This is a genomic window from Cuneatibacter sp. NSJ-177 (assembly GCF_022867805.1).
Lineage (GTDB): Bacteria > Bacillota > Clostridia > Lachnospirales > Lachnospiraceae > Pseudolachnospira.
The window spans coordinates 103,518-120,089 of sequence record NZ_JALIFO010000016.1 but is presented as its reverse complement, the minus strand read 5'-3'; the positions used below and the strand labels follow the sequence as shown (position 1 = coordinate 120,089).

The following is a 16,572-nucleotide window of genomic DNA, read 5'->3' as shown; positions in this document are numbered from 1 at the left end:
GATGAAAAAACCACATTTGCCGCCAAAGAAAGTATGGAAAGCACGGAAGATTTCGCTGGACAAGACGGCAGGCAGAGCGAGACGGTTTCCGCGAAACTTGACCGGGCAAATACAATATCCGTGGACATCACGGCAAAAAGCGCCATTGTATTGAATACCGACACAAATACGGCGTTATATCAGAAAAACGGCACGGAGAAAATTGCCCCCGCCAGTACCGCGAAAATGATAGTGGCATTGACGGCGCTCGACTATTTATCTCCGGATGATGAAGTGACGGTAGGCGCGGAAATTAAGATGATTCACGACGATTCGTCAAGAGCGTGGCTTACGGAAGGGGATACTCTGACGGTAAGACAACTCTTAATTGCCCTGATGCTTCCTTCCGGCAATGATGCGGCCTATACGTTTGCCGTCCATACCGGAAAGATAATAGCAGGAGACAACAGCCTGTCAAACAAACAATCCATTGAGGTATTCATGGAGCAGGTAAATGAAAAGGCCAGAGCGCTCGGCGCGGAAAACTCCAACTTCGTAGTTCCGGACGGATACGATGCCGAGGGGCAGTACACCACGGCTTATGACCTTGCCGTCATTGCAAAAGCGTGTTTGGACAATTCAACCATTTCGGAAGTTGTGTCAAGTAATACGTCATACGAAAAATGGCTGAACGGCAGGGAGGTTACTTACAAAAACACAAACGAGCTGATCAATCCCAAAAGCCAATATTACCGCCCTGAGGTGATCGGCCTAAAGACGGGAACCAGCAGCCTTGGCGGCGCCTGCGTCGTTTCTGCGGCAGTGATTGACGGAGAGACCTATATCTGCGTCGTAATGGGGTCTACGAAGGACAGCAGATTTCCCGATTGTATTAAACTTTTGGACAAAATCAAAACACGATGAAAAGGGAGGGGAATGGAATGAAGAAAAAGATCGATATTACTGTTTTTGGATGTGAGCCGGATGAAACAGAAATGTTCAAGAAACTTTCCTCTGAATTTGGCGTTCAAGTCTTATTCGTAAAAAATGTTGTAACGGAAAACAATGCAGTATTTGCCGATGGGTGCCGATGTATCAGCGTAAACCATAAAGCGGAGCTGTCGGAACCGCTCCTCCTTGCGCTGAAGGATGCCGGGGTAAAATATATCAGCACCCGGAGCATCGGATTCGACCATATTGATATCGGGGCGGCCGGGCGGCTGGGCATGGCCGTCGGCACCGTGGCATATTCGCCGGGCAGCGTCGCCGACTATACCATCATGCTGATGCTGATGCTGATGCGCGGTACAAAATCCGTGATGCGCGGGGCGGAGGAACAAAATTATTGTCTGAATCACCTTCGCGGGAAGGAACTGCGGGATATGACGGTGGGTGTGGTGGGGACTGGGCGGATCGGGCAGGCCGTTATGGAACGTTTGGAAGGATTTGGCTGTAAGGTATTGGCATATGACCGGAATCACAAAGCGGGAGTCAACTATGTACCATTTCATGAACTGCTGAATAACAGTGACATTGTTACGCTTCATGTTCCGCTGGCGGAAGATACGCGCCATATGATTGGCCGCGAACAAATAAATAGAATGAAGCCGGGGGCCTTTTTCATCAATACAAGCCGGGGAGCTTTAGTGGATACCGGGGCATTGGTGGAAGGGCTGGAAGCCGGGAAGCTGGGGGGCGCGGCCTTGGATGTCTTGGAGGGGGAAGAAGGAATCTTTTACAATGACTGCACACAAAAATCCATTGATCATCCGTTCCTATCGGTCCTTCAGGAAATGCCGAATGTGATTATTACGCCGCATACAGCTTACCACACGGAACGGGTGCTGGCTGACACGGTGAGAAATACAATCAAAAATTGTTTGGATTTTGAAAGGAGTCTGGGAAATGGACAAAATTAAAGTTGCAGTCCTCTTTGGAGGCTGCTCCGAGGAACATCAAGTCTCGATAAAATCGGCAATGGAGCTTTCTGCCAATCTTGACACGAAAAAATATGAGCCTTTTTATATCGGAATCACAAAGTCAGGCGCCTGGAAAATGTGCGGAAAACCTTGCCCTGAGTGGGAAAAATATGCCAAATGGCCGGTTGTATTTTCTCCGGATCGAAATACCCATGGCCTGCTGATACATAAGGAAGGGGGATATGAATTCCAGCCGGTTGACGTGGTGTTTCCGATCATCCACGGGAAATCCGGCGAGGACGGGTCCATTCAAGGGCTGCTGGAATTGTCCGGCATTCCCTATGTGGGCTGCGATGTTCAAAGCTCTGTGATCTGCATGGATAAGGCGCTCGCCTATACGGTTGTGAAAGACGCGGGAATCGAGGTGCCTGAGTTTTGGACCATCCAGGAAGGTGACCGTCTGGAAACAGAGGAGTTGGCGTTTCCCGTTTTTGTGAAACCGGCCCGTTCCGGTTCTTCCTTCGGCGTAAATAAAGTGTGCCGGGAGGAGGAGTTACAGGCAGCCATAAACGAAGCGAAAAGATATGACAGCAAAATCTTGATTGAGCAGGCGGTCACCGGTTGTGAGGTGGGCTGCGCCATCTTGGGGAATTGCTCGGATCTCATTGCAGGCGAGGTGGATCAGATTCGGCTGAAACATGGTTTTTTCCAGATTCATCAAGAGGCGCAGCCGGAAAAAGGCTCTGAGAATGCAGCGATCCTGGTCCCGGCTGGCCTGCCGGCGGAGGTAAAGGAGCAGATTCAGAATACAGCTAAGAAAATTTATCGGACCCTTGGCTGCCGGGGACTGGCCCGTGTGGACCTGTTTTTACGGGAGGACGGACACATTGTCCTGAATGAAGTGAATACCATGCCTGGTTTTACTTCGTACAGCCGCTATCCCCGCATGATGATTGCCGCCGGGTTTTCGCTTTCTGAATTATTCGACCATCTGATTCAACTGTCGCTTAGGAGGTAAGTACAATGGAAGAGAACTTCGTTTTTTTAGATGTAATGCTGCCGGGGATTCGTTGGGATGCCAAATATGCCACGTGGGACAATTTTACCGGAAAACCGGTGGACGGATATCGGGTGAACCGTGTTGCAGGATCAATAGAGCTGGGAACCGCTTTGCGCAAGGCCCAAAAGATGGCGGAAAAATTGGGGTATGGTTTGCTCCTCTGGGACGGTTATCGCCCCCAGCGCGCAGTGGACTGCTTTCTGAATTGGGCTTCCCAGCCGGAGAACAATTTAACGAAAAAACGATATTATCCAAATATTAACAGAGATGAAATGGTTGCAAAGGGATATGTGGCTTCCCAGTCCAGCCACAGCCGGGGAGGGGCGGTTGACCTGACAATCTTTCATTTAGACACCGGTATGCTGGTTCCTATGGGCGGAGGTTTTGATTTTATGGATGAGCGGTCCCACCATGCGGCAAGCGGACTGAGTGATGCAGAGTCAAAAAATCGGGAGTACCTGCGCCTGATCATGGAAGACAGCGGGTTTGAATCGTATCGTTATGAATGGTGGCATTACGTTTTAGAGGACGAACCATATCCGGATACCTATTTTGACTTTTCCGTTGCGTAATGGGGTTTGGCTGAAAGAAGAAGCAACCTTGGAAAGAGGCTTCTTCCTGCTATTCCCGGAAAACGATCAATAACCATATCAGCAGTCTGCAAAAGAAATTGAAAACTACACCGGACGCCTCGGATTATATCAAAAGTATTGTCCATGTTGGCTATAAATTTGAAGCGCCGTAAGAAAGGTCACAAGGTAAGGTGATTCCTGCCCTGTGGCCTTTGCGCTGTTTTTCCTAAAGGACCCAATGAAGGCCTTGCGAAGAAAATGCTGCTGCGGTTTAAGTCCCTCTGGAAAAAAGAACGGATTGTGTTTCTTTTCGGCTTCCAGTATAATCAACTTATGATAAGCGAAGGGGACGCTGCGGGACAGAGAGATCCCGGCAGATTCAGTAAAAACAGATCGGGATCACCGGTATTGGGACGGAGATTAGAAAAAGGAGGAATTCATGCGGTTATTATTTAAGCAACGGTTATTTTCTTGGTTTGACAGTTATGATATCTATGATGAATTTGGCGGAACCGCATACACGGTGAAGGGAAAGATGTCCTGGGGGCACTGCCTGGAAATCTACGACTGTGAAGGGAATCACGTGGGAACCGTAAAGGAGGAGGTTTTGACGCTTCTCCCTCGTTTTGCCATGTATTTGGGTGACGAATACATCGGCCAGATCAAAAAAGAATTCACTTTGTTCCGGCCGTCCTTTCATCTGGACTGCAACGGCTGGCAGGTCCAGGGAAACTGGCTGGAATGGGATTACAAGGTGACCGACGCACTGGGCGGGCTGGTGATGCACGCCAGCAAAGAAGTGATGCGGCTGACGGATACCTATGTTTTGGATATCGCCCAGCCGGAGGACGCGCTGCTCTGCCTGATGATCGTCCTGGCGATCGACGCGGCAAAGTGTTCCGGCGGGAAAGGGTGACGGGTATGATGGTATCGACGAAGGGGCGGTATGCGCTCCGCATCATGATTGACCTGGCAAAACAGGAAGAGGAGGGGAATGTCCCTCTGTCTGAGATTGCGAGGCGTCAGGAAATTTCTGTGAAATATCTGGAAGCCGTCATGGCGATTTTGAACCGGGCTGGCCTTGTGGTAAGCCGCATGGGAAAAAACGGGGGCTATCGCCTGGCCAAACCTCCGGCGCAATATCGGGTGGGAGAAATCCTTCGTTTGACCGAAGGCCGGTTGGCGCCGGTCCACTGCCTGGAAGACGGCGAAGTGAACTGTAGCCGGTCGGAGGGCTGCGTGACACTGCCGATGTGGAAGGAACTGGATCGTTTGATTTCCGAATATTTGGATCACTTGACCTTGGAAGATTTGATCCAGGGAAACGTAAAATGGAATCCAGAAAAATAAAGACAGCTTCCGCCGGGATGGATGAAGTCCTGGCGGAAGCTGATCATTTTTACCATTTTTTGAAAACTCCTATTGACAAAGTAGGAGTTTTGACGTAAAATAACACCCATAAAAATGATAGGAGATAAAGTGATGAGCCGACTGTTTGTTTTTCTGCTCCGAATCAATTACCGGTTCGGCCGAATGTGCTGCTGTGATCAAAACTCTTGAAAACCATCAATAAAATTTAATCATAAGGAGAAAATAAAGATGACAGCAAAACATTATCGCTTTGAAACGCTTCAACTCCATGTAGGACAGGAAGAGCCGGATTCCGCAACCGGAGCCCGCGCAGTTCCGATTTATCAGACCGCTTCCTATGTTTTCCGGGACTGTGAGCACGCGGCCGCCCGCTTTGCCCTGGCTGACGAGGGAAATATTTACGGGCGCTTGACCAACCCCACCCAGGAGGTACTGGAAAAGAGGATTGCCGCATTGGAGGGAGGCGCCGCTGCCCTGGCGGTGGCTTCCGGCGCGGCGGCTGTCGCGTATACGTTACAGGGACTGGCCGGCGCGGGGGATCATATTGTAGCAGCTAAGACGCTTTACGGCGGAACCTACAACCTGCTGGCCCATACCCTGCGCAGTTACGGCGTGGAGGCTACCTTTGTGGAGCCCGGCGATCCGGAGAATTTTCGGAAAGCGATCCGGGAAAACACCAAAGCCGTCTATTTTGAGACTCTCGGCAACCCGAACTCCAATCTGACGGATGTGGAGGCGGTTGCGGCTGTGGCGCACGCAGAGGGAATTCCTGTGGTGGTGGATAATACCTTCGCCTCCCCTTATTTGTTCCGCCCGCTGGAGCACGGAGCGGATCTTGTGATTCACTCGGCCACCAAATTTATCGGCGGCCACGGGACCACCCTGGGAGGCGTGATTGTGGAAGGCGGCCGGTTCGACTGGAAGGCCAGCGGAAGATTCCCGCTGTTGACAAAGCCGGATCCCAGCTATCACGGCGTCTGCTTTGCCGATGTGCCGGGCGGATTTGTCACACGGATCCGGGCAGTGCTGCTGCGGGATACGGGAGCGACTTTATCTCCGTTCCACGCTTTTTTACTGCTGCAGGGATTGGAGACGCTTTCCCTTCGGGTGGAGCGCCATGTGGAGAACGCGCTTCGGGTGGTGGAATACCTAAGCCGGCATCCCCAGGTGGAGGCGGTTCATCATCCGTCATTAAAGGAAAGTCCGGATCATGATTTATACCTGCGTTATTTTCCGCACGGAGCCGGTTCGATCTTTACCTTTGAAATCAAAGGCGGAGAGGAGAAGGCCAGACGGTTTATCGATCATCTGGAGCTGTTTTCCCTTCTGGCAAACGTGGCGGATGTGAAATCTCTGGTCATTCATCCGGCCAGCACGACCCATGCCCAGCTCTCGGAGGAAGAATTAAAGGACCAGGGAATCGGGAAAAATACCGTTCGTCTGTCCATCGGAACGGAGCACATTGACGATATCCTGGAAGATTTGGAACAGGCATTTGAAAAAATCAAATAAGGAGGAAATTCCTATGTCATATTATGAATCCGCGGCGGAGCTGATCGGCAAAACTCCGCTGCTGGAGCTTCAGCGATACGGAAAAACCAAAGCGCTGAAAGCAAAACTTCTGGCAAAGGTGGAGGGGCAAAATCCAGCCGGTAGCGTAAAGGACCGGATCGCTCTCGCCATGATCGAAGCGGCAGAACAAGAAGGAAAGCTGAAAGAGGGTTCGGTGATCGTGGAGCCCACCAGCGGAAATACCGGGATCGGGCTGGCGGCTGTGGCCGCCGCCAAGGGATACCGGATCATTCTTGTGATGCCGGATACCATGAGCATGGAACGACGAAATTTAATGAAAGCTTATGGAGCCGAGCTGGTGTTGACCGAGGGGGCAAAAGGCATGAAGGGGGCAATCGCCAAAGCGGAAGAATTAGCTGCCGGGCTGCCGGGAGGCTTTCTCCCTAGGCAGTTTTCCAATCCTGCCAACCCGGAGATTCACCGCAGAACCACCGGACCGGAGATCTGGAAGGATACGGACGGAAAAGTGGATATTCTGGTGGCCGGCGTGGGAACCGGCGGGACAGTCACAGGAACCGGATCATATTTAAAGGAAAAGAACCCGGACTGCCTGGTGGTGGCCGTGGAGCCGGCTGGATCGCCAGTTTTAACCAGCGGGGAAGCGGGGCCTCATAAGATTCAGGGGATTGGGGCCGGGTTTGTCCCGGAAAACCTGGATATTAACATTTGCGACAAAGTTCTGACCGTGACGGACGAGGAGGCCTTTGAGACCGGCCGTTTGATTGCAAGGACCGAAGGGCTGCTGGTGGGTATTTCATCGGGAGCAGCGGTTCACGCCGCGACTCGTCTGGCGCTGCAGCCGGAGCATGAAGGAAAAAATATTGTGGTCATTTTGCCGGACAATGGAGACCGGTATCTGTCCACCCCGATGTTTCAAGAATAACTGAAATTGGCATTCGCCGGATCGAGAGAAAAGTGGGATGATTGGAATCGTCCCGCTTTTTTCTTGCCTTTCCCCAATTTTTTACAGAGCGGAGTAAAGCAAAAAAAGACAAAGTAGCGCAACCTTTGGCTTCGTGCTATAATGGAAAAGATATCAGGGAATCCTTGGATATCTTGCAAATGAAAAGGAAAAGAAAGAGCCTATCAATCCGCAGCGGTGCGGACCGTCAGGCCCGGAAAGGAACGGGTTATGAAACATTCAGAAGAACTTCGCCGCGAGCTCCTTGCGATACACCGGAAGAGCTACCCGGCATATAAATCGCTGAAGGGGGTCTTTGATTTTGGATCCTATCAGCTCTCCATTGATCACGTCCAGGGGGATCCTTTTGCCTCCCCCTCCAAACTGAGCGTCCGGATTGCGCAGGAAAAAGCGGGGTTTCCGGAGTATCTATACCGGGAGCGGCACACCCGTATTGCCTTACAGGACTATCTGACCAGACGCTTCCGGGCGCAGACCGACCGGTTTTGTTTTCAGGCCAAGGGATCGGGGAAAAGCGGAATGATCGCGGTCAGCGGCTGCGGTCAGGAAATTCTGGAGCGGACGGCCTGCGAGATCCGGCCGGACGGCATTTTAGCCCGTTTCGACGTCGGGTTCCCGGCCAACGGGAGAACCATTCAGGCTTTGGAATTGGAGAAAATCCTGTTCGAATTTCTTCCGAAAAGTATCGAACAGACCTTCTTTTACCGCCGTCTACCGGCCGCGGAGGTAGAGCAGGTGTTTTTTCTGGCAGAGGACCAGCAGGCCATCCGAAGAGAACTGACCAGCCGCGGCCTGGTGGCATTTATCGCCAACGGCTCTATTTTGCCCAGGGAGAGCGGCGTGTCCGACCGGCCGATGAAGGGAGCGGTTTTGTTCCAGTCGCCCCCATCCATGGAGGTCACTCTGACTCTTCCTCATAAAGGGGAACTTTCCGGCATGGGAATCCGGGAGGGGATCACTTTGATTGCGGGCGGCGGATACCACGGAAAATCCACGGTATTGCAGGCGCTGGAGAAAGGTGTCTACAACCACATTGCCGGGGATGGGCGGGAATACGTAATCACCGAGGATTCTGCGTGGAAACTCCGGGCGGAGGATGGAAGAAAAATCAGCAGCGTGGATATCTCCCTGTTTATCAACGACTTGCCGAACGGCCGCGATACCAAAGATTTTTCTACTCTGGATGCCAGCGGAAGCACGTCGCAGGCTGCCAATATCATGGAAAGCCTGGAGGCGGGAAGCCGCCTGCTTCTGATCGATGAGGATACCTCGGCGACGAATTTTATGGTGCGGGACGAATTGATGCAAAAGGTGATCACCAGGGAGAAAGAGCCGATCACACCGTTTTTGGAGCGGGCGGCGGAGCTGTATCAGAAAGCAGGCGTCTCCACGATCCTCGTGGTGGGCAGCTGCGGCTCCTATTTCTATATCGCGGACACGGTTTTGCAGATGGATCACTACCGGCCGGTGGACATCACGGCGGAGGCCAAACGGATCATGGCCGGTTATCCGGCTCCCCAGACCGAAGCGCCGAACTTTTGCCTGCCGGAGAGGAAACGCCATTTCCAGCCGGGGACAACCGTACAAAAGAGGAAAAATTACCGCGGGACCGGCATGGTTACCGAGCGCTTGAAAATGAAGCTGCTGGGAAAAGATTCCTTCCTGCTGGGGAAAGACACGGTGGACCTGCGCTATGTGGAACAGTTGGTGGACCGGGAGCAGACCGCGGCACTAGGCTGCATCTTGCAGTACATCAAAGAAAAATCCGAGGGACGGGAACCGGAACTGGCCGGTGTGGTGCGGGAGGTTGCCGCAAAGATTGAAAGGGAGGGGCTGGCCTCCATTAGTGACCTGTCTTATCTCCCGTTCGGATTGGCGATGCCCAGGATCCAGGAGATCTATGCCTGCCTGAACCGGTATTGAAAGACACGGGGAGGGCAGCCGAAAAGACAAAACGGGGAAACCGGGAAAGGCCGATCTGCAAGCCTGGAAAAACGGTTGACAGCCTGTATAAAATCGAGTAAAATAAGGCGATGGCGAATGAATCGCCTTATTTCTTGCCCAGATAGCTCAGTTGGTAGAGCAGAGGACTGAAAATCCTCGTGTCGCTGGTTCGATTCCGGCTCTGGGCAGGCTCTTTTTTTATAGTAACGAGCTGGACAAGCTTCCGGCAGAACCGCCGGAAAAGAGGCAGGGAGGGGAGACTTTGAATTCCGATGAAGCATTTATGAAGAAGGCTCTGCAACAGGCAGAGAAAGCAGCTGCCCTCGGCGAGGTTCCCATCGGCTGCGTCATCGTATGCGGGGATCGGGTCGTGGCCCGCGGATTCAATCAGCGCAACACGAAGAAGACTACCCTGGCCCACGCGGAACTGATCGCGATTGATAAAGCGAGCAAGAAGCTGGGAGACTGGCGCTTGGAGGGCTGTACCATGTACGTGACTTTGGAGCCCTGCCAGATGTGCTCCGGCGCGCTGGTTCAGTCCCGGATCGACCGGGTCGTGATCGGCGCCATGAACCCGAAAGCCGGGTGCGGCGGCTCTGTTTTGAATATTTTGGAAATGCCCCAGTGGAATCATCAGGTACAAGTTGAGACCGGGGTTTTGGAGCCGGAATGTCAGGAAATTCTAAAGCGCTTTTTCCGGGACTTGCGGCGGCGCAATAAGAAGGAAAAGGAAGAACAACGGCAGCGTCTGGAGAGGCCTTCCGACCTATCCGCGCTCAGCGAGTAGGTGTTTAGGGTCAATCTCAGAAAGGTTTCGCATATGTCTCAAATTCAATTTGGAAGAAATTCCCGGAGCTTTGAAAAGTTTTACGATTGGTTTCATATTGGAGCCTGCGTCATCGCTGTTTTGCTGGCGGCGGTTTCCTTTTTGGACCCGGAGCATTCGATGAAGCTGTTTCCCTTGATTTTTCTGGATGCGGCAGCCTTGAACGGCGTGCTGGCTTTTGCCCGTTTCCGGGGGGATGCGCGGAACACCCACCGGATGTCCGGTTTGGCTTTCGCACTGCTTGGTCTGATTTTGTTGGCGTTGGCCTTTGTCTGCGGAAAGGTGGTTTGGGCATAACAATGAAGCGAAAAGTATTGCTGCTGCTGCGCCAGAGCGGGGACTACGTGTCGGGACAGGAGATCTGTGACGCTCTGGGCGTTTCAAGGACCGCGGTCTGGAAGGCAATCAACAGTCTGAAAGAGGAAGGATATCAGATTGAAGCGGTGCAGAACAAAGGGTATCGCCTGGTCAGCGCGCCGGATGTACTGACCGGTGCAGAAATCGGAAGCCTTCTCAAAAGCCGATGGGCCGGACAAGAGCTGGAAACCCATGAACGCATTGCTTTTTCTACCAATTTGCGGGCCAAGCAGTGGGCGGACGACGGCGCCCCCCACGGCGCGCTGGTGGTGGCTGACGTGCAGGAGGGCGGAAAAGGACGCCGCGGGCGGGCTTGGGTGACGCCGCCTCCGGGAGCGGCGATTGCGATGAGCGTGGTGTTGCGGCCGAAATTTTCGCCGTTGAAGGCTTCCATGCTTACCTTATTGGCGGCCCTGGCCGTGCGGGACGGTGTCTTTCAGGTGACCGGCTTATCGCCGGTGATCAAATGGCCCAACGATCTGGTGTTGAGCGGAAAGAAAATCTGCGGGATCCTGACTGAGATGATACTGGAGGAAGAGTATATCCAGTACGTGGTTGTGGGGATCGGCATCAACGTCAATCAAGTGGAATTTCCGGAGGACGTCAGGGAGAAGGCGACTTCTCTTTTCCTGGAAACGGGAAAACATTTTTCCCGTGCGGAGCTGACGGCCCGGACCGCGGAAGCTTTTGAGAGATACTATGAAATATTCCTTCAGACTGAAGATCTGTCCGCGCTGCAGGAAGATTACAACCGGTCTCTCGCCGGGATGAACGGACCGGTGCAGGTGCTTGCCCCTTCCGGCGGATGGGACGGCACATCCCTTGGCATTGATGCGGGAGGCTCACTGTTGGTGAGGGATGCGGAAGGAAAGATTCAGTCCGTGAACGCCGGCGAGGTCAGCGTCCGCGGTTTATATGGATATGTGTAAGGAGAAGCGATGGAAGAAGAACGGATCGTGCTCTGCGGAGCCAATTCCTACAAGCAGAAATATTATTTCAACGAGGACTTTTCCGGCCTTCCGGAGCAGGTCAAGCAGGAGCTGAAAATCCTTTGCGTGCTCTTTACCGAGGAGATCGGCGGAACGCTGACCCTGGAATTTTTGGAGGACGGGACGCTGACTTTAAACGTTTCCCATGAGGATGCGGATTATCTTTTTGACGAGATTGGAAGCGAACTGAAAATCAGGGAAATCCAGCGGGAGCAGTCGGAACTGATGTTAGCCCTGGAACGCTATTTTCAGGTGGTGTTTCTGGGTGAGATCCCGGATGACGATGAGGATGAGGAACCGTGAGGCTGGGTGAGTTTTGCCGGGAGCATCCGGTTTTTCTGGCTCCGATGGCGGGGGTGACGGATCTTCCTTACCGGCTTCTCTGCAAGGAGCAGGGCTGTGACGTAATGTGCACGGAGATGATCAGTGCAAAAGCCCTCTTTTATAAGAGTAAAAATACCAGAGCTCTCCTGATGTCCGAGCCGGAGGAACGGCCGATAGCGGTTCAGCTATTTGGTTCGGAACCGGAGCTGATGGCGGAGATGGCAGCGTCCATCGAGGAAGAGTTTGACTGGATCGATGTGAATATGGGCTGCCCGGTGCCGAAAGTGGTAAACAACGGCGAGGGATCGGCTCTGATGAAAAACCCGTCTCTGGTCAGTCAGATTGTGGAGGCTATGGCGAAGAAACTGAAAAAGCCATTGACCGTGAAGATACGGGCCGGGTTCGACGATTCCTGCCGCAACGCCGTGGAGATCGCCAAAAGGATTGAGGCAGCGGGCGCGGCGGCGGTGGCAGTCCACGGACGGACCAGAGAACAATACTATTCGGGGAAAGCGGATTGGACGATCATCCGCCAGGTAAAGGATGCCGTGTCGATCCCTGTCATCGGAAACGGGGATATTTTTTGCGCTGCGGATGCGCTGCGCATGACGGAGGAGACCGGCTGTGACGGCGTGATGGTGGCCCGCGGGGCAAAGGGAAATCCCTGGCTGTTCCGGGAGATCCGGGCGCTGTTTTCCGGAGAACCGTTGCCGGAGCGTCCGACTCACCTCGAAATTCGGGAGATGATTCTGCGCCATGCCCGGCTGCAGCTTCGCTATAAAGGCGAGTACACCGGAATGAGGGAGATGCGGAAACATCTGGCCTGGTATACGACCGGGTGTCCCCACGCTTCCGCGCTTCGGGGGCGTGCTAATGCGGTGGAGACCATGGAAGATTTGGAGCGTTTGGTGGAAGAATTTTTTCCGGAAAAACCCATTAATATATGAAGGAATACTTCCGGAAAATTTTCATATACTAGCACAGAAATTTGCCTGAAACTTGCGGAATATCAGGGGTTTCGGCTGGTTTCGATAAAATAGGGAATGCAGTTGACAAGGCAAAAGCTTTAGAGTATAATATTTGCCATGTCATCCAGGCTTAGACTGGGAAAGGGTGAAGGAATTATGGCGGAGAAAAAAATACTGACGTATACCGGCTTGAAAAAACTGGAAGATGAGCTGTCAAATCTGAAGGTTGTGAAACGCAGAGAGATCGCAGAAAAGATCAAAGAAGCGAGAGAACAGGGAGACCTTTCGGAGAACGCCGAGTACGATGCGGCGAAGGACGAACAAAGAGATATTGAAGCCCGAATTGAAGAATTAGAAAAAATCCTGAAAAACGCTGAGGTTGTCGTAGAGGACGAGGTGGAACTGGACAAGATCAGCATCGGCTGCCGTGTAAAGGTGCACGATAAAGAGTTTGACGAGACCATGGAGTTTTCGATCGTTGGTTCTACCGAGGCCAACAGCCTGAAAGGGAAAATTTCCAATGAATCCCCGGTGGGCCGCGCGCTGCTCGGCAAAAAGATCGGAGAAGAGGTCGTAGTGGAAACCCAGGCTGGTACGATTACCTACGAGGTTTTGGAAATCGATAGAGGATAATTTTTCGGGCGGCCTTTTGGGGTCGCCTGATTCCTGTAAAAAGAACGCGGAAACGCGAAACGATAAGACGGAGGAAAACCATGGCAGAGAACAAGAATATGCCCCAGGAACAGGACATCGGCCATCTGCGCCAGGTGCGCCGCGAGAAGCTGGCCAATTTGCAGGCAGAGGGCAAGGACCCTTTTGTGATCACGAAATTTGACGCAACCCATCACACAAAGGAGATCAAAGATCATTTTGAGGAGATGGAAGGCAAAGAAGTGACTGTGGCCGGCCGTCTGATGTCCAAACGTGTCATGGGAAAGGCTTCCTTCTGCAATGTGATGGACCGGGACGGCAATGTCCAGTCTTATGTGGCCCGGGACATGATCGGAGAGGAGTCCTACAAGGACTTTAAAAAGTTTGATATCGGCGATGTCGTCGGCATCCGCGGGGAAGTGTTCCGCACCAATGCCGGTGAGATTTCCGTCAAGGCCCACGAGGTGACGCTTCTTTCTAAGAGCCTGCAGATCCTTCCGGAAAAATACCACGGCCTGACCAACACCGATATGCGTTACCGCCAGCGGTACGTGGATCTGATCATGAATCCGGAAGTGAAGGATACCTTCATCAAGCGTTCCCGGATCATCAGCACCATCCGGAAATATCTGGACAGCCAGGGTTTCATGGAGGTGGAGACCCCGATGCTGGTCAGCAATGCCGGCGGCGCTGCGGCCCGCCCTTTTGAGACCCATTTCAATGCCCTGGACGAGGACCTGAAACTGCGGATCTCCCTGGAACTTTATCTGAAGCGCCTGATCGTCGGCGGCTTGGAGCGGGTCTACGAGATCGGCCGGGTTTTCCGGAACGAGGGCTTGGATACGAGACACAATCCGGAATTTACCCTGATGGAACTGTACCAGGCGTACACAGACTATCATGGCATGATGGATTTGACGGAGAATCTGTACCGCCATGTGGCCCAGGAAGTGCTTGGAACCACGAAGATTGTGTACAACGGGATCGAAATGGATCTTGGCAAGCCTTTTGAGAGAATTACCATGGTGGACGCTGTGAAGAAGTATTCCGGCGTGGATTTCCATGAGATTCATACGTTGGAGGAGGCCCGCGCGGCCGCGAAGGACAAGCATATCGAATTTGAGGAGCGCCATAAGAAAGGCGATATCCTGAATCTCTTCTTTGAGGAGTTTGTGGAGGAGCATCTGGTACAGCCTACCTTTGTGATGGACCACCCGGTGGAGATCTCTCCTTTGACCAAGAAGAAACCCGACGATCCGGAATATGTGGAGCGCTTTGAGTTCTTCATGAACGGCTGGGAGCTGGCCAACGCCTACTCGGAGCTGAACGATCCGATTGATCAGAGAGCCCGGTTTGCCGCCCAGGAGGAGCAGTTTGCCCAGGGCGATGAGGAGGCAAACCATACCGACGAAGACTTCCTGAATGCCCTGGAGATCGGTATGCCGCCGACAGGGGGAATTGGTTTTGGGATCGACCGGATGTGTATGCTGCTGACCGACTCCTTGGCAATCCGGGATGTTTTGCTGTTCCCGACAATGAAGTCACTGGGCTCTGACAAGCAGGAAAATAGGGTATCTAAGAGTAATACAACAGCAAATTGCGACCAGATTGCAACCGAATCTGAAAAGATTGATTTCTCAAATGTAAAGATTGAGCCTTTATTTGAAGAAACAGTTGATTTTGAGACATTCTCGAAGTCGGATTTCAGAGCAGTTAAGGTTAAAGAATGTGAAGCAGTTCCGAAGAGTAAAAAGCTGTTGAAGTTCGTTCTTGATGACGGAACAGGTACAGACAGAGTGATTTTAAGTGGTATTCACGAACATTACGAGCCAGAAGAACTGATTGGGAAAACTTGTATTGCAATCACAAACTTACCACCTCGTAAGATGATGGGAATTGATTCTTGTGGAATGCTGATTTCAGCAGTACACGAAGAAGATGGGCATGAAGGACTGAATCTGTTGATAGTAAATGATAGAATTCCTGCTGGTGCAAAATTATACTAATTAGACAACTTCGTGAAGAGAACATGCTCAACAATTTATAATTAAAATATGGGGAGGATGGAAGGCAGCTTCTATCCTCCTTATTTCCAATATAAGCGATATGAGATTGTGAGCGTGAATATGAAAAAATGAAAGAGAAAGAAGGGATAAAAGAAATGGCATTCAATAAGTTTATTACAAGTGATTCTGACTTGGTTACAACGCATCAGGCTACACGAGCAGGTTTTTTTAGTATTGCATTAGAAAAAAATCGTGTTAGCGACCCATATGTTAAAACTGCACTGTCTTTTAAGACAATGGTAAATGGTGTTAAATCTCCAAATGACCTACTTAACATTCCTGCAATACGTCCTTTTTTAATAGCTGCTTCAGGCCTTTCAGATAAGTCGCTAAATTATTTGGATGAAGACGATAGAACAGCAGCGATTAAGGAACTAATAGATAAATTTTTGAAACCAGCAGGACAAGACTTTATTGATGAAGTAGTGTATAGATATCTTCTTATTAAGGGGGATAGTGTTGGCGGAACAATGAGAAATAGGATTGGTGCAATTGGAGAAGAAAAGCTGATAAGATGCATCCTTTCTAATTTGAGCGTTCAAGGAATAACATATGACTGGTGTGATGGTTCGCCTACTTATCGCTGGCAAAGACAGCCACAGAATGATGCGGGCTTAGAGCAATCAATAAAAGCGTTGCATTGGAAAAATTCGAATGGTGAAAGAGTATTAGCGTTTGATATGACAATTCCTCTTGTAGGAAAGAATGTTGATATATGTCTTTTTAGTAGTGATGTAGCTGGTTATGATAAAGGAAGAATAAAAAATCATCCAGATAAAGGATTAATGTTTGGAGAATTAAAATCTGGAATAGACCCTGCTGGAGCAGACGAGCACTGGAAAACAGGAAATACAGCACTCCAAAGAATAAGAAATAGTTTTGGTGATGCTAATTATTCAATTCAAACATCATTTGTTGGTGCGGCGATCGAGAAGAGTATGGCTATAGAAATATATGATCAATTGGTTGATGGAACTTTAAGCAATGCTTCTAATTTGCATGATGTAAATCAGCTTAATGAGTATTGTAATTGGGTTGTATCAATTTGACGG

16 protein-coding genes, 1 tRNA gene and 2 pseudogenes are annotated in these 16,572 nt (G+C 51.3%); all 19 read left to right on the top strand.

Translation table 11 applies throughout. The features are described from left to right. Positions 1-96: 96 nt before the first annotated feature. Positions 97-903: pseudogene (locus MUB23_RS19515) on the top strand (D-alanyl-D-alanine carboxypeptidase family protein); the annotation flags it as partial. A 17-nt stretch (positions 904-920) separates the two neighbouring features. After that, a complete protein-coding gene (gene vanH-D / locus MUB23_RS19510) occupies positions 921-1,898 on the top strand; it encodes a D-lactate dehydrogenase VanH-D (RefSeq protein WP_244802422.1) in 978 nt (325 codons plus the stop codon). After that, positions 1,885-2,916, top strand: coding sequence for a D-alanine--(R)-lactate ligase (gene vanA / locus MUB23_RS19505; RefSeq protein ID WP_244802421.1), 1,032 nt, complete (start codon positions 1,885-1,887; stop codon positions 2,914-2,916). The genes vanH-D and vanA overlap by 14 nt, the downstream gene beginning before the upstream one ends. A gap of 5 nt (positions 2,917-2,921) precedes the next feature. Beyond that, a complete protein-coding gene (gene vanX, locus MUB23_RS19500; RefSeq protein WP_244802420.1) occupies positions 2,922-3,530 on the top strand; it encodes a D-Ala-D-Ala dipeptidase VanX in 609 nt (202 codons plus the stop codon). Positions 3,531-3,571: 41 nt separating this feature from the next. Further along, positions 3,572-3,703: pseudogene (locus MUB23_RS19495) on the top strand (winged helix-turn-helix domain-containing protein); the annotation flags it as partial. A 266-nt stretch (positions 3,704-3,969) separates the two neighbouring features. After that, on the top strand, positions 3,970-4,446 hold the full coding sequence (locus MUB23_RS19490) for an LURP-one-related/scramblase family protein (RefSeq protein WP_244802419.1): 477 nt from the start codon (positions 3,970-3,972) through the stop codon (positions 4,444-4,446). 5 nt (positions 4,447-4,451) lie between these two features. Next, positions 4,452-4,880 (top strand): RrF2 family transcriptional regulator, encoded by a 429-nt coding sequence (locus MUB23_RS19485; RefSeq protein WP_244802418.1) that lies wholly within the window; start codon positions 4,452-4,454, stop codon positions 4,878-4,880. Positions 4,881-5,129: 249 nt separating this feature from the next. Continuing rightward, positions 5,130-6,413 carry an O-acetylhomoserine aminocarboxypropyltransferase/cysteine synthase family protein gene (locus tag MUB23_RS19480; protein ID WP_244802417.1) on the top strand — a complete coding sequence of 428 codons (1,284 nt, stop codon included), beginning with the start codon at positions 5,130-5,132 and terminating at the stop codon, positions 6,411-6,413. Positions 6,414-6,426: 13 nt separating this feature from the next. Beyond that, a complete protein-coding gene (gene cysK, locus MUB23_RS19475) occupies positions 6,427-7,356 on the top strand; it encodes a cysteine synthase A (RefSeq protein WP_244802416.1) in 930 nt (309 codons plus the stop codon). Positions 7,357-7,605: 249 nt separating this feature from the next. Then, a complete protein-coding gene (locus MUB23_RS19470; RefSeq protein WP_244802415.1) occupies positions 7,606-9,318 on the top strand; it encodes an ABC-ATPase domain-containing protein in 1,713 nt (570 codons plus the stop codon). A 136-nt stretch (positions 9,319-9,454) separates the two neighbouring features. Then, positions 9,455-9,527, top strand: a tRNA-Phe gene (locus tag MUB23_RS19465). 74 nt (positions 9,528-9,601) lie between these two features. Further along, positions 9,602-10,126 carry a tRNA adenosine(34) deaminase TadA gene (gene tadA, locus MUB23_RS19460; RefSeq protein ID WP_244802414.1) on the top strand — a complete coding sequence of 175 codons (525 nt, stop codon included), beginning with the start codon at positions 9,602-9,604 and terminating at the stop codon, positions 10,124-10,126. Positions 10,127-10,159: 33 nt separating this feature from the next. Continuing rightward, positions 10,160-10,462, top strand: coding sequence for a DUF6637 family protein (locus MUB23_RS19455; RefSeq protein ID WP_244802413.1), 303 nt, complete (start codon positions 10,160-10,162; stop codon positions 10,460-10,462). Between the two features lie 2 nt (positions 10,463-10,464). Then, positions 10,465-11,451, top strand: a complete 987-nt coding sequence (locus MUB23_RS19450; protein WP_244802412.1) for a biotin--[acetyl-CoA-carboxylase] ligase — start codon at positions 10,465-10,467, stop codon at positions 11,449-11,451. Positions 11,452-11,460: 9 nt separating this feature from the next. Next, positions 11,461-11,814 (top strand): DUF6145 family protein, encoded by a 354-nt coding sequence (locus MUB23_RS19445; protein WP_244802411.1) that lies wholly within the window; start codon positions 11,461-11,463, stop codon positions 11,812-11,814. Then, positions 11,811-12,782, top strand: a complete 972-nt coding sequence (gene dusB, locus MUB23_RS19440; protein WP_330641948.1) for a tRNA dihydrouridine synthase DusB — start codon at positions 11,811-11,813, stop codon at positions 12,780-12,782. The genes MUB23_RS19445 and dusB overlap by 4 nt, the downstream gene beginning before the upstream one ends. A gap of 177 nt (positions 12,783-12,959) precedes the next feature. After that, on the top strand, positions 12,960-13,436 hold the full coding sequence (gene greA, locus MUB23_RS19435) for a transcription elongation factor GreA (protein WP_244802410.1): 477 nt from the start codon (positions 12,960-12,962) through the stop codon (positions 13,434-13,436). A gap of 80 nt (positions 13,437-13,516) precedes the next feature. Next, complete coding sequence (gene lysS / locus MUB23_RS19430) at positions 13,517-15,460, top strand: lysine--tRNA ligase (RefSeq protein ID WP_244802409.1); 1,944 nt, start codon at positions 13,517-13,519, stop codon at positions 15,458-15,460. Positions 15,461-15,588: 128 nt separating this feature from the next. Continuing rightward, entirely contained in the window at positions 15,589-16,569 is a 981-nt protein-coding gene (locus MUB23_RS19425) for an AvaI/BsoBI family type II restriction endonuclease (RefSeq protein ID WP_244802408.1), read from the top strand. Positions 16,570-16,572 lie beyond the last annotated feature (3 nt).

Coding starts and splice junctions, on each gene's coding strand:
- lysS (WP_244802409.1), top strand. CDS start 13,517: ATGGCAGAGAACAAGAATATGCCCCAGGAACAGGACATCGGCCATCTG.
- vanH-D (WP_244802422.1), top strand. CDS start 921: ATGAAGAAAAAGATCGATATTACTGTTTTTGGATGTGAGCCGGATGAA.
- MUB23_RS19485 (WP_244802418.1), top strand. CDS start 4,452: ATGATGGTATCGACGAAGGGGCGGTATGCGCTCCGCATCATGATTGAC.
- greA (WP_244802410.1), top strand. CDS start 12,960: ATGGCGGAGAAAAAAATACTGACGTATACCGGCTTGAAAAAACTGGAA.
- MUB23_RS19425 (WP_244802408.1), top strand. CDS start 15,589: ATGAAAGAGAAAGAAGGGATAAAAGAAATGGCATTCAATAAGTTTATT.
- MUB23_RS19470 (WP_244802415.1), top strand. CDS start 7,606: ATGAAACATTCAGAAGAACTTCGCCGCGAGCTCCTTGCGATACACCGG.
- MUB23_RS19450 (WP_244802412.1), top strand. CDS start 10,465: ATGAAGCGAAAAGTATTGCTGCTGCTGCGCCAGAGCGGGGACTACGTG.
- MUB23_RS19490 (WP_244802419.1), top strand. CDS start 3,970: ATGCGGTTATTATTTAAGCAACGGTTATTTTCTTGGTTTGACAGTTAT.
- MUB23_RS19445 (WP_244802411.1), top strand. CDS start 11,461: ATGGAAGAAGAACGGATCGTGCTCTGCGGAGCCAATTCCTACAAGCAG.
- cysK (WP_244802416.1), top strand. CDS start 6,427: ATGTCATATTATGAATCCGCGGCGGAGCTGATCGGCAAAACTCCGCTG.
- MUB23_RS19480 (WP_244802417.1), top strand. CDS start 5,130: ATGACAGCAAAACATTATCGCTTTGAAACGCTTCAACTCCATGTAGGA.
- vanX (WP_244802420.1), top strand. CDS start 2,922: ATGGAAGAGAACTTCGTTTTTTTAGATGTAATGCTGCCGGGGATTCGT.
- MUB23_RS19455 (WP_244802413.1), top strand. CDS start 10,160: ATGTCTCAAATTCAATTTGGAAGAAATTCCCGGAGCTTTGAAAAGTTT.
- vanA (WP_244802421.1), top strand. CDS start 1,885: ATGGACAAAATTAAAGTTGCAGTCCTCTTTGGAGGCTGCTCCGAGGAA.